11 protein-coding genes are annotated in these 13,435 nt (G+C 37.4%); 3 read left to right on the top strand and 8 right to left on the bottom strand.

What is annotated here, in order from left to right:
- From uvrC to gshAB, 3 genes are all read left to right on the top strand, one after another.
- Entirely contained in the window at window positions 1-1,830 is a 1,830-nt protein-coding gene (gene uvrC, locus KKW16_RS02250; protein WP_140523054.1) for an excinuclease ABC subunit UvrC, read from the top strand.
- Window positions 1,831-1,927: 97 nt separating this feature from the next.
- Complete coding sequence (locus KKW16_RS02245) at window positions 1,928-2,641, top strand: TerC family protein (RefSeq protein WP_048954161.1); 714 nt, start codon at window positions 1,928-1,930, stop codon at window positions 2,639-2,641.
- Window positions 2,642-2,814: 173 nt separating this feature from the next.
- Window positions 2,815-5,103 (top strand): bifunctional glutamate--cysteine ligase GshA/glutathione synthetase GshB, encoded by a 2,289-nt coding sequence (gene gshAB, locus KKW16_RS02240; protein WP_048954160.1) that lies wholly within the window; start codon window positions 2,815-2,817, stop codon window positions 5,101-5,103.
- An 84-nt stretch (window positions 5,104-5,187) separates the two neighbouring features.
- On the opposite strand, the gene gdhA is transcribed toward gshAB, so the two are convergent.
- The 8 genes from gdhA to KKW16_RS02200 all read right to left on the bottom strand — a co-directional run bounded on the left by gdhA (window position 5,188) and on the right by KKW16_RS02200 (window position 13,426).
- The gene (gdhA, locus tag KKW16_RS02235; RefSeq protein ID WP_048954159.1) at window positions 5,188-6,537 is read right to left on the bottom strand and encodes an NADP-specific glutamate dehydrogenase; all 1,350 of its coding nucleotides are present in this window, start codon (window positions 6,535-6,537) and stop codon (window positions 5,188-5,190) included.
- Window positions 6,538-6,745: 208 nt separating this feature from the next.
- The gene (gene hemB / locus KKW16_RS02230) at window positions 6,746-7,768 is read right to left on the bottom strand and encodes a porphobilinogen synthase (RefSeq protein WP_048954158.1); all 1,023 of its coding nucleotides are present in this window, start codon (window positions 7,766-7,768) and stop codon (window positions 6,746-6,748) included.
- Window positions 7,769-7,821: 53 nt separating this feature from the next.
- Window positions 7,822-8,592 (bottom strand): twin-arginine translocase subunit TatC, encoded by a 771-nt coding sequence (tatC, locus tag KKW16_RS02225; protein ID WP_048954157.1) that lies wholly within the window; start codon window positions 8,590-8,592, stop codon window positions 7,822-7,824.
- 9 nt (window positions 8,593-8,601) lie between these two features.
- The gene (gene tatB, locus KKW16_RS02220) at window positions 8,602-9,162 is read right to left on the bottom strand and encodes a Sec-independent protein translocase protein TatB (RefSeq protein ID WP_048954156.1); all 561 of its coding nucleotides are present in this window, start codon (window positions 9,160-9,162) and stop codon (window positions 8,602-8,604) included.
- Window positions 9,163-9,164: 2 nt separating this feature from the next.
- A complete protein-coding gene (gene tatA / locus KKW16_RS02215; RefSeq protein ID WP_048954155.1) occupies window positions 9,165-9,395 on the bottom strand; it encodes a twin-arginine translocase TatA/TatE family subunit in 231 nt (76 codons plus the stop codon).
- Window positions 9,396-9,523: 128 nt separating this feature from the next.
- Window positions 9,524-11,551: a BCCT family transporter gene (locus KKW16_RS02210; RefSeq protein ID WP_215767880.1), complete on the bottom strand. Its 2,028-nt coding sequence runs from the start codon at window positions 11,549-11,551 to the stop codon at window positions 9,524-9,526.
- Window positions 11,552-11,799: 248 nt separating this feature from the next.
- Window positions 11,800-12,264 carry an OsmC family protein gene (locus KKW16_RS02205; RefSeq protein WP_215767879.1) on the bottom strand — a complete coding sequence of 155 codons (465 nt, stop codon included), beginning with the start codon at window positions 12,262-12,264 and terminating at the stop codon, window positions 11,800-11,802.
- A complete protein-coding gene (locus tag KKW16_RS02200) occupies window positions 12,257-13,426 on the bottom strand; it encodes a cobalamin-independent methionine synthase II family protein (RefSeq protein WP_215767878.1) in 1,170 nt (389 codons plus the stop codon). The genes KKW16_RS02205 and KKW16_RS02200 overlap by 8 nt, the downstream gene beginning before the upstream one ends.
- Between the last annotated feature and the right edge of the window lie 9 nt (window positions 13,427-13,435).

Raw genomic sequence — 13,435 nt, 5'->3', positions numbered from 1 at the left:
ATGTTTGATGCTAAAAAGTTCTTAGCGGATGTCTCTCACGAACCTGGTGTTTATCGTATGTATGACGATAAAGATCAGGTTATTTATGTTGGGAAAGCAAAGGATTTAAAGAAACGTCTTTCAAGCTATTTTCGTAAAAATCTGAGCAGTAAAAAAACAGAAGCGTTGGTGGCGTCAATTCATCATATTGACACCACGCTAACTTCATCTGAAACGGAAGCTTTACTGCTAGAGCATAATTTCATCAAGCTTTATCAGCCTCGCTATAATGTATTATTGCGTGATGATAAATCCTACCCATTTATTTTATTAACCAAAGAACGCCACCCAAGAATTACTTCTTATCGTGGTTCTAAAAAATTTGAAGGCGAATATTTCGGGCCTTATCCTCACGCGGGGGCTGTGCGTGAAACTTTATCGCTTTTGCAAAAACTTTTCCCTGTTCGCCAATGTGAAAATTCCGTTTATTCCAACCGCTCTCGTCCTTGTTTGCAGTATCAAATTGGGCGTTGTTCTGCGCCTTGTGTACAGGGATATGTTTCTGATGAAGAATATAATCAGCAAGTTGAATTAGCGCGCTTGTTTTTACAAGGCAAAGATCAACAGGTGTTAGATTATTTAATCGGTAAAATGGAGCAGGCAAGCAGAAATTTAGATTTTGAACAGGCTGCTCGTTATCGCGATCAAATTCAAGCGGTGCGTTCAGTTATAGAAAAACAATTTGTATCCAATGAGCGTTTAGATGACATGGATATTATGTCTATCGCTTACCAACATGGTTTAGCCTGCGTACAAGTGATGTTTATTCGTCAAGGAAAAGTGCTAGGCAATCGCAGTTATTTCCCGAAGGTTCCCGCCAATACAGATTTATCAGAACTTACCGAAACTTTTGTAGGGCAATTTTATTTACAAGGTCATCAAGGACGAAGTATCCCGAATAGCATTATTGTCGATCGTCAATTATCTGAAAAACCAGAGCTTGAGCAACTTCTTACGGATCAAGCAGGCAGAAAAGTGACAATTCAAGAAAGCGTAAAAGGCGATAAGAGTAAATACTTACAGCTCGCACAAGTTAATGCTAAAGCGGCTTTAAATGTACAACTTAAACAATCTTCACGAATGTCGGAGCGTTATCAAGCGTTGTGTGATCTGTTAAATCTTCCTGAAATTAAGCGTATGGAATGTTTCGATATAAGCCACACGATGGGAAATCAAACGGTAGCATCTTGTGTTGTCTTTAATCAAGAAGGTCCACTAAAATCTGATTATCGTCGTTTTAATATTGAAGGCATTACTGGCGGGGATGATTATGCTGCGATGGAACAAGCGTTACAGAAACGTTATGAGCGTGATTTAGAAGAAGATAAAATTCCCGATATTATTTTTATTGATGGTGGAAAAGGACAGTTAAATCGTGCGATGAAAGTATTCCAACATCTTCAAGTAAAATGGGATAAAAATAGACCGCACTTAATTGGCGTAGCAAAAGGTATGGATCGTCGAGCAGGGCAGGAAGTGCTGATCATCAGCAAACAAGACCGCGAAATTCATTTGCCTGATGATAGTTTGGCATTGCATTTGATTCAACACATCCGTGATGAAAGCCATAATCACGCAATAAGCGGACACCGTAAAAAACGTCAAAAAGCCTTTACACAAAGTGGTTTAGAAACCATTGAAGGTGTGGGCGCTAAACGTCGTCAGGCTTTACTGAAATATCTTGGTGGTTTACAAGGTGTGAAAAAGGCAACCTTAGATGAAATAGCCTCTGTGCCTGGAATTTCCCTTAAACTTGCCGAAACGATTTTTGAAACGCTCAAAAACGATTAATCAATTATCTCTTAAATGTAAATAACGATTGCTTTTCATCATAAAGCCATTATGATCCGCACTTTCGGATTTATTTAACTCTATTATAGGAAAAATTATGTTTGAATGGATTACCGATCCTGAGGCGTGGGTATCACTTGCGACACTTGCCGCGTTGGAGATCGTTTTAGGGATCGACAATATCATTTTTATTAGCATCCTAGTTGGACGTTTACCTGAACGACAACGCCAGTCTGGTCGTATTGTTGGACTTGGTTTGGCAATGATAACAAGAATTTTACTTTTAATGTCACTTGCTTGGATGATGAAGCTTACTGCACCGTTATTTACTGTGTTTAATCAAGAAATTTCTGGGCGTGATTTGATTTTATTAATCGGTGGTTTATTCCTGATTATAAAAAGTTCTGGCGAAATTAAAGAGGCGATAAATCATCAAGAACACCATGAATCGGAAAGCAAAAACAAAGTGAGTTATCTTGGTGTATTAATTCAAATTGCTGTGCTAGATATTGTATTTTCTTTAGATTCTGTCATTACCGCGGTAGGTATGGCAAGCCATCTTCCTGTTATGATTTTTGCGATTATTATTGCCGTGGGGGTGATGATGTTTGCGGCAAAACCAATCGGCGATTTTGTGGATACACACCCAACGTTGAAAATTCTGGCTTTAGCCTTCTTAATTTTAGTCGGAATTAGTTTAATTGCGGAAAGTTTAGATATTCACATCCCGAAAGGTTACATTTATTTTGCAATGGGATTCTCTGTTGTGGTCGAAATGATAAATATTCGAATGAGAAAACGGATGAAATAGAAGATTAAAAATAATTTAAGGGCTGAGTTCTGTTATTTGAGGAACTTGGCCCTTTTAGTTTATTTAGTTAATTTTTATATAACTAAACCATCTATTCAGTTCCATTTCAACATAAAGCAGACTCTTTTAGTGTGATATTATTTCAACAAAAGTTTTATTTGAAAGAGGACATAATGAAATTACAACAATGGGTTAAACAATATCAACTAGGTTTACTTTTTCAGCAAGGTCAATTTGGTTTAGAAAAGGAAAGTCAACGTATTGACGATAAGGGAAATATTGTAACGACGCCTCATCCACGTGTATTTGGTAATCGTTCTTATCATCCCTATATTCAAACAGATTTTGCCGAAAGCCAGCTTGAGTTGATTACGCCACCAAATACTAAACTGGAAGATAGCCTACGTTGGCTTTCTGCAATTCATGAGGTGGTGTTGCGTTCTTTACCTGAAAATGAATACATTTTCCCATTTAGTATGCCAGCGGGATTACCACCAGAAAATGAGATTCAAGAGGCGCAGCTTGATAAACAGGAAGATGTTGAATATCGCGAGCATCTGTCTAAACAATATGGTAAATACAAGCAAATGGTAAGTGGAATTCACTACAATTTCCAACTGTCATCTGAATTTGTGAAAGCTATATTCTTGTTGCAAGATGAATATACTCATCTTAAAGATTTTCAAAATGCCTTATATATGAAATTGGCTAATAATTTTCTACGCTATCAGTGGATTTTAGTCTATTTACTTGCAGCAAGTCCGACAGTGGAAGCAAATTATTTTTCTCGAAATGGTGTACTGAATTTTCCTTTGAAAGAGGGGCAGTTAGTACGTAGTTTACGTTCTAGTCCCTATGGTTACGTTAATTCATCTAATGTTGTGGTGAATCATGATAACCTTGAAAATTATGTAGAAACATTAGAGTTTCAAGTTAAATCTGGTCATTTGATTGCAGAAAAAGAATTTTATTCTAATGTTCGTTTACGAGGTTCGAAAAAAGCTCGTGAATTGCTAGAAAAAGGCGTTCAATATGCAGAATTTCGTTTGTTTGATTTGAATCCACTTGAGCCATATGGTATCAGTCTAGATGATGCAAAATTTATTCATATTTTCTTATTAGGAATGTTATGGCTTGATGAGACAAGTGGTCAAAAAGAAGTAGAGCTTGGTAAACAAAGATTATATCAAGTATCTCTTGAAGATCCTCGCGAGCAAACAGCATTTAGAGAAGAAGGTGAAGCAATATTAAGCCAAATTATTGATATGTTGAAAATTATCAATGCAGATGAAAGAGCGGTTAAAATTTCGGAAGAAAAATTGGTGCAATTGGCAGAACCAAGTCTAACAGTAAATGGAAAATTGCTCAAAGCGATTGAGCAGGAGGGAAGTTATAAAGCCTTGGGGGTAAAACTTGCGAAGCAATATAAAGCTCTAGCTTTTAAACGTTTTTATGCTTTATCTTCATTTGATAATATGGAACTCTCCACTCAGGCTTTATTATTTGATTTAATTCAAAAAGGTGTTACGACTGAAATTTTAGATGAGAATGATCAATTTCTTGCGCTTAAATTTGGTGAACACCTTGAATATGTTAAAAATGGTAATATGACTAGCCATGATCAATATATCTCTCCATTGATTATGGAAAATAAGGTAGTGACAAAGAAAGTATTATCAAAGGCTGGTTTTAATGTACCAAAAAGCTTGGAATTTACATCGATTGAACAGGCCGTTGCACATTATGCTTTATTTGAAGGACGCTCTGTTGTTATTAAACCAAAATCCACAAATTATGGTTTAGGTATCACAATTTTCAAACAGGGTGTGACACATCGAGATGATTTTGTCAAAGCGATTGAAATTGCTTTTCGAGAAGATAAAGAAGTGATGGTTGAAGATTATTTAGTTGGTACAGAATATCGCTTCTTTGTTTTGGGGGATGAAACGCTTGCAGTGTTGTTGCGTGTGCCTGCAAATGTTATAGGTGATGGAAAGAACACGGTGCGTGAATTGGTCGAGATAAAAAATGCGGATCCTTTACGGGGAGATGGTTCTCGCTCACCTCTCAAAAAGATCGCTTTAGGTGACATAGAATTATTACAGTTAAAAGAACAAGGATTAACACCAGATAGTGTACCTCAGGCCGGCCAAATTGTGCAGTTACGTGCTAATTCTAATATCAGTACGGGAGGGGATTCTATTGATATGACTGATAAAATGCACGAGAGTTATAAACAGATTGCTGTAGGAGTTGCTCATGCAATGGGGGCTAAAGTTTGCGGGGTCGATTTAATTATTCCTGATTTAACAAAACAAGCTGAACCATCCTTAAACTCCTGGGGAGTAATTGAAGCTAATTTTAATCCAATGATGATGATGCATATTTTCCCTTATCAAGGTAAATCAAGAAGATTGACTAAGAACGTTATTAAAATGTTATTTCCAGATATAGAAATGTAGTATCAAATTAAGCGACAAGAAATAACCGCACTTTAACTAATTAAAGTGCGGTTAATAAGAGACATTTACGTTATATGTGTTGAATTAATATACACCCTGTGCCAACATGGCATCCGCAACTTTAACAAAACCTGCAATATTCGCTCCTACCACATAGTTAATATTTTGTTGACCTGCGATAGAACCATATTTTTTGCAGTTAGAATGAATATCTAACATAATACGATGCAATTTGGCATCAACTTCTTCTGCTGTCCAATATAAGCGTTGGGAACTTTGTGCCATTTCTAAGCCAGAGGTCGCTACGCCACCAGCATTGGCTGCTTTACCTGGACCAAATAATACACCAGCCTCTAAGAATGCGTCTGTTGCTTCGATAGTAGTTGGCATGTTTGCACCTTCAGCGACTAATTTCACACCATTTTTAATCAAGGCTTTCGCATCTAAAATCTCTAATTCGTTTTGGGTTGCGCAAGGAAGAGCAATATCGGCTTTCACTTCCCAAGGGCGTTTGCCTGCAAAATATTGAAGACCAAATTGTTTTGCAAATTCTTCTACTCGACCACGTTTTACATTTTTGAGCTCTAATAAAGCCTCTAATTTTTCACGATCAAATCCTTCAGGCAAATACACATAACCTGCTGAGTCTGAACAGGTTACGACTTTCGCACCAAGCTCCATCGCTTTTTCAATCGCATATTGTGCCACGTTACCTGAACCGGAAACTAAAACCGTTTTACCTTGGAAGCTATCCCCTTTCTCAGCAAGCATTGCTTGGGCAAAATAAACCAATCCATAACCGGTTGCTTCTGGACGAATTAAGCTCCCACCGAATGAAAGACCACGACCGGTAAAGACACAAGCCGCTTGGTTTGATAATTTTTTCATATAGCCTGCAAGATAACCGACTTCACGACCACCTACACCAATATCACCGGCGGGCACATCTGTATCTGGGCCAATATGACGATACAATTCGGCCATTAAAGCTTGACAGAAACGCATCACTTCAGCATCTGATTTTCCTTTAGGATCAAAATCTGATCCCCCTTTCGCACCACCCATTGGCAATGTGGTTAAGGCATTTTTAAAGATCTGTTCAAAACCTAAGAATTTTAAAATCGATAAGTTAACGGATGGATGAAAACGCATTCCCCCTTTAAAAGGACCAATTGCACTGTTGAATTGTACACGGAAAGCCCGGTTTACTTGAACTTGGCCTTTATCATCAGTCCATGCCACACGGAATTGGAATGCTCGCTCTGGCTCAACTAAACGCTCTAATAAAGCTTCTGAACGGTATTTAGGGTTTGCTTCCAAGAAAGGCCAGATTGAAGTGAAGACTTCACGAACAGCCTGTAAAAATTCAGGTTGGTGAGCATCTCTTTGAGCGATTTTCCCAAGAAATTCGTCTAATGATGTAATTATTGTCATAATGTGTTTCCTCTATTGATGTTGTATTTTTCTGTATGTATTTGAATCACCCTCTAGATGGGGCTTAATGACAATATGTAACGAGAGACTTAATATTGCAATATTTATTGTGATAAAAAGATAAAAAGAGAATAAAAAAAGCAAGAAAATTAAATTTTCTTGCTTTTTTTTAAATAAAATCTAAATTATTAATCATAATATTATGGTTTTACTTATTTTTCCCTTCTAAATAAAGCCATTCTGCGACTTGTTTTGCAAAATAAGTCAAAATTCCGTCGGCACCAGCTCGTTTGAAGCAAAGTAGTGATTCCATAATACATTCTTTTTCTTTTAGCCAGCCATTTTGAATGGCTGCCATATGCATTGCGTATTCACCTGAAACTTGATAAGCGAAAGTGGGTACGCCAAAATGTGTTTTTACGCGATACACCATATCTAAGTATGGCATACCAGGTTTTACCATGACCATGTCAGCGCCTTCTTGTAGATCTAATGCGACTTCTTGTAAACCCTCATCTCCATTTGCAGGATCAAGTTGATAAGTTTTTTTATCACCGCCTTTTAAATTACCTGATGAGCCGACAGCATCACGAAATGGTCCATAATAATTAGAAGCATATTTGGCAGAATATGCCATAATTTGTGTGTTAATAAATCCTTTTTCTTCTAATGCTTGTCGAATACGGCCAATACGACCATCCATCATATCACTTGGCGCAACAATATCAGCGCCTGCTTCAGCATGAGAAATAGCTTGTTTGATAAGAATATCAGAGGTGATGTCGTTAAGAACATAGCCGTCTTCATCAATAATTCCATCTTGTCCATGGCTTGTATAAGGGTCAAGTGCAACATCTGTTAATACCCCTAATTCTGGATAAGCATTTTTTAATGCTCGAACTGCGCGTTGTACTAGACCGTTTGAATTATAGGCTTCTTCTGCCATTAGAGATTTTTTATCTTGTTCAATTACAGGAAATAATGAAATGACAGGAACACCATATTTAACTAGTAAACCTGCTTCAATAAGAAGTTGATCGATAGTTAGACGTTCAACACCTGGCATAGAGGGAACAGCCTCACGATAGTTTTCACCTTCAAGAATAAATACCGGATAAATAAGATCGTCTACGGTGAGTTTATTTTCAGCCATTAAACGACGACTAAAATCATGTTTACGTAAACGACGTAGGCGGCGGGTAGGAAATCCTGTAAAAATTTGTTGAGTCATATTATAGTCCTTTTTCTTATATAATGAGAAAGGGGGCGATGCCCCCCAATTTATTATTCCATTTTATTTGGTTCTTCAGTATTTTCAACTGCACTTTCATCTTCTTTTGGCTGATAAAAACGAGCAACTAATAAACCTAATTCAAATAGAAGAATCATTGGTACAGCAAGTAGCGTTTGTGAAAATACATCGGGTGGGGTTAGAATCATTCCAATAAAAAATGCACCGACAATGATATAAGGGCGTTTTTCAGAAAGGGCTTTTACCGTTGTTACACCTGTCCAACAAAGTAAAATAATAGCAATTGGGACTTCAAAACAGACGCCAAAAGCTAAAAATAATGCCAATGCGAAATCTAAATAACTACTAATATCTGTGGCAATTGCGACACCTTCAGGTGCAGTTTGGGTAAAAAAGCTAAATACAAAAGGAAACACTACATAATAAGCAAAAGCCACCCCACAATAAAAAAGAATAGTGCTTGAAAATAACAATGGGTAAATCATTCTTTTTTCATGTTGGTATAGAGCTGGTGCAACAAATGCCCAAACCTGGTAGAGCAAATAAGGAACGGAAATAAATACTGCGACGATTGCCGTTAATTTAATAGGTGTAAAGAAGGGGGTTTGAATATTTGTTGCGATCATTGTTGCGCCTTTTGGCATAACGTTAGTTAAGGGAGCTGCAACAAAATGATAAATATCATTTGAAAAATAAACGAGCGCAACAAATACCAATGCAACGCAAATCACACTGCGTAAAAGACGGTTTCTTAATTCAACAAGGTGTGTAATTAGGGGTTGAGATTCATCCACATTACTCATACAAATTCCCTATAATTCAGATTTTTTCGATTGAGATTTCGATACAGGTATGACTTCGATATCATCAGGGGGATAGTAATCAGATAGGCGTTCCGTGAGTTCTGCCTGCTCGTGAGCATCAAGCGTGGTTAAATCAGTGAGTTGATTTTCTTCTTTCGGCAAAATTTCTGATGAATCCACTGCTACTACAGCATCTTTGGATTTGTCCCCATTTTCTGCCACATTTTTAATTTCTTTGATTTGTTCTTCTACTGTCGTGCCTGCTTCAGCAGCTTTGGCTTCCAGCTCGGATTTCATTTTATCTGCTTGTGCTTTTAATTCTTCTACCGTTTTACTTAATTCTGGAGAAAGTGTTTGTAAATTTAAAGATTCAGCTTTTTTAATGCTATCTTGTAATTCTTGTAATTTTAGTTCTTGTTTTAATTCGTTTTGCACATTGGCAGCTAAGCCGCGAATGGTTTTTACCCAACCCATAACTGTACGAATAGCCACGGGCAAACGCTTAGGGCCTAGCACCACTAAGCCCACCAGCATCAATAAAACAAGTTCGGAAAAACCAATATCAAACACGGTTATGCCTGTTCTTTATTTTTTACAGTTTCAGTTTTTTCAGAGGTTGTCGTAGCGTCTTTAATTTGGGTAAACTCAGCATCTTTTTTAGGCTCGTCATCAGACATTGCTTTTTTAAAACCTTTTACTGCTGCACCAAGATCAGAGCCCGCATTGCGTAACTTTTTAGTACCAAATACTAATAAAATCACGACTAATAAAATAATCATTTGTGCTGGGGATAAACCAAACATAGAAAAACTCCGTTAGAATTAAATTGAAAATTTGGGCTTGAATATACTCTTTTTATGCATTGGCCTCAAGAGGTAATTTTAAAAGTGCGGTCAAAAAGAAGGTTATTTTCAACCGCACTTTAGTCTTATTATTCAGCCAGTTCTGTTTGCTCGTGCGCCATCAATTCTTGCCCCACATCATCTAACAAACTTAAGTAGCGTTCATAATGTTTCAACATATCAGCAATCAATTCGTCTTGATCCATATATTGCACATCATAACCCACTCGACCATCAAAGAAATAGGTGTATGGCTCATAGGTCATGCTATGTTGGATATGTGGCAAGTTATCATCATTGATTAATTGCTCTGATACCTCGCGACCAATAGATTTTACCCCGTACATAAAGTCTCGCATCAACTCTTTCTGAATGACTAACTCGACTGCAGGTTCATCTTGATCAAATAACGTGTTAATTTGCACGCTCAAGTCATATTTGCCAATCAACTCTTGACGTAATTCTCGCATAGCCGGTAATACCGTATGTTTAAGGAAATGTAAAATATCTTTTTCTTGTGTTTGGTTCATCATTTGTTCCAAGCGTTCTTTCCACTTATCTCCCGTCCAGAAAATACTGGTTGGATTAACTTTGGTATCAAAATATTTTTTGTCCGCATTCAAGCCTTTCCATAAACTAAAACACATCAATAACATCAACGTTGCGAAAGGTAACGCCACTAACAAGGTCATTGCCTGTAGATTAGCTAAGCCACCTGATTGCATTAAAACAATTGCGACGACTGACATTAATACACCCCACATCATGGCCTGCCAACGAGGTGCTGCAAGGCTTTTATCGCGTGATGCAATGTTATTTAATACATAAATACCGGAGTCTGCCGAGGTGATAAAGAATAAAGAAATCACCACCAAACTCACTAAACCGGTCACACTAGAAAGCGGTAAATAATCTAAGAATTTAAAAAGCAACGTTTCAGGTGAGGAAATCATTTGTCCTAACGTACCTGCAGCTTCACCATCATTCAACCAAATGGCCGTATTACCAAATACGGTAAACCACAAGATACCGAACATGCTAGGAATTACCAGCACGCCAAAAATAAATTCGCGAATGGTACGTCCTTTCGAGATACGCGCAATAAATAAACCTACAAATGGCGCCCAAGAACACCACCATGCCCAATATAGAATTGTCCAACCGCTAAACCAGTCAGTATGTTCTTGTTCATACACATAGGTTTTGAAGCTTAATTGTACTAAATTGCTGAGATAAGTTCCGATGTTGTCGCTAAAAGCAGATAATAAATAAAGTGTCGGTCCCGCCACTAACACGAAAATCAACAAACAGAAAGCTAGTGTTAAATTCAGCTCACTTAAGATTTTTACCCCTTTTCCTACGCCAGAAATCGCGGAAAATGTCGCCAAAGTCATCACCACAGCAATCACAATAATTTGCAAGCTGAAGTTATTTTCACTAATCCAGCCTAATTGATGTAAGCCTGCACCCAATTGTGATGCTCCAAAACCTAATGTCGTGATAACACCAAATAAGGTGGCAAGTAACGCCATAATGTCGATAAGATCGCCTAACTTGCCATTAATACGCTCTTTCAATAACGGATAGAAACAAGAACGTAATGCCAAAGGTAATTTGTAACGGAATCCAAAGTAAGCCAATGCCAACGCAATCGTGCCATACACCGCCCACGCATGAATTCCCCAGTGGAATAAGGTGTGTAACAAGGCCTCTTGTTGTTTTTGTTCTGCTGTACCCGCGGTAATATCAGATAAATAATGCGTTAAGGGTTCGGCTACACCAAAGAACATCAACCCTACACCCATGCCGGCAGCAAATAACATTGCCAACCAAGAGAGAAAACCGAATTCAGGCTCTTCTTCATCATTGCCTAATTTGATATTACCTAGGCTACTGACCGATAAAATGACTAAAAAGCCCAAAAATACTGAGAATGCTAATACGTAAAACCAGCTAAAGCTGGCAAAAATGCCCGATTTGGCGGCATTTAATAAAGTTTGCGTTTGTTCCGGAGCGATTAAAATCATCGCAACGAGTAACACCACAAAAAATAACGTTGCACCAATCACTAAAGGATTGAACGACGTTTGCTTTTCCATAAATTTAGATAAAGACAACGCTTCCCCCTTAAAATTAAGTGAATAAAAATAAAATCAGATTAAATAAAATAAGGCCTTAAGCCCTAAATGGTGAGATGGAACCATCGCAAATGGTAGCACGGAGAAGTGCGATTTTGAAGGAAACGCTCAGTAGAATATGAAGGATTGTTTCCAAAATTTCGTTTATTATATCAAAAAGTAATAATTATTTCAATTTATAAAAATATCGATGGTGTTTAAGTTGTATTTTTGATTAATATAATGAATCACAACACTTGCTCAAACAAGACGGTAAAAGAAAACGTTTTATTTAATGTGTTATAGATAAAACAATTTCTTAATGCAGTTTGAGTGAGGTGAGCAAATGTTTGATCATTTAAATCAGATGAAATAAAAATCTTGATTTTACAATCAGTTATTTGGGGGGGTTCATTATAACCTCGGACGCCAAGTAAGGTTAAAGGATTGGCGAGGTTGAGCCAAATTTTTCCTTCCATTTCTACAATATCGGCACGTTGTTGAACAAAATGCGCTTTTACACTGCTCAAAATGCCCCCTAAAATAGAAACAGCGAAATAATCCACCGCACTTTTTTGTAATGATTGGTTATCGAAATTGACTTGTGAATAGAGCGAAATACTGTCATTCGGTGTGAATAATTTAATTTCTTCTCCGCGTAATACGGCTCGATATTTAGCAGTAAAACATTCACTTTCAGGTACGTTATACATAACGTTCCCTCAATATTGATTTTGCATCATTTAATACCTTAAGTTTGGCTTCAATAATGTCCAATCCATTTAAAGGGCGGTTAGAAAAAGTAGCAAATCCACAATCTGGATTTAGCCAAATTTGCTCTGGTGGAAGGAAATTTAGGGCTTTTTCTGCTCGTTGAACAATCTGATCTACGGTTTCCACTTCATCAGAACGAGGATTGATGACGCCTAAGCCTAAAATACATTTTTGTCTTAGGATTTTACTTTCTAATAACGAACTTAATTCTCCCGCTCTTGGCGTAGAAAATTCGAGCATTAAAATATCGGGTAATGCCGATTCAAATAAATCCACTAATGATGTATAAGGCCCGCGCAGTAATACGCTTTCATCTTTGCTCCAGTTACCACGGCATACATGTAATGCGGTTTTGATATTTTTATTTCTTGCATACTCAAAGATTTGAGTAATTAAACTTTTTGCAAACTGTAGTTCCGAAGCAAAATCTTGTTTTTCGCTTAACGCCGCACACATAAATGAACGTGTTTGATGATGGCTAAAAATAACTTCTGTCAAAACAGGCTCATCAAATTGAACTACACTTACGCCTAGCTCACATAAATGATCAATTTCTTGCTTTAAGATAGCAACAACATCTTTTGCCATTTCTTCTTTTGATGAATAATGTTGCCCAGACACAGGCGAAAGCCACATGGAGCGAGCCATTAAGTAAGGCCCTGGCAAGGTTGCTTTAATTGGTTGCTTGGTTAGATTTTTCAGTAGTAGCATTTCATCTGCTACTAAAGATTGTTTGTAGCTAATTTTTCCTACGCAAATCGCATTTTTTATGGAGAGTGCGGGAACATCCAAGGTTTCTAGCATTGACTCAAAAATTTGCTTTTCTTTAATGTGATCGAGCATTTCACTCATGCTCATTAAGGTCGCGCCTTGAATTTTTTGTGCAATAAAAGAAAGGTAATTGTCGCGAAGTAATTCACCACTCGTGATAATATCAATGCCAGTTCGTTGTTGAAGTTCGACAATTTGTTTTGTTTCTTGAATAACCAGTTGATTAAGTTCTGCTGTGGTTATTTTTCCGAGTGCATGTTTTTTACGTGCCATTAAAAGTGCTTGGCTGCGAGGCATTGAGCCTAAAAGGGAAGTAGTGAAAGGTTTCATAGAAAATCC

Origin of the sequence: Haemophilus sp. SZY H8 (assembly GCF_018829755.1) — a bacterium.
Classification (GTDB): Bacteria; Pseudomonadota; Gammaproteobacteria; order Enterobacterales; family Pasteurellaceae; genus Haemophilus; species Haemophilus haemolyticus_K.
Note: the sequence above shows the minus strand (reverse complement) of the source record. Positions and strands in the feature narration are given on the sequence as shown.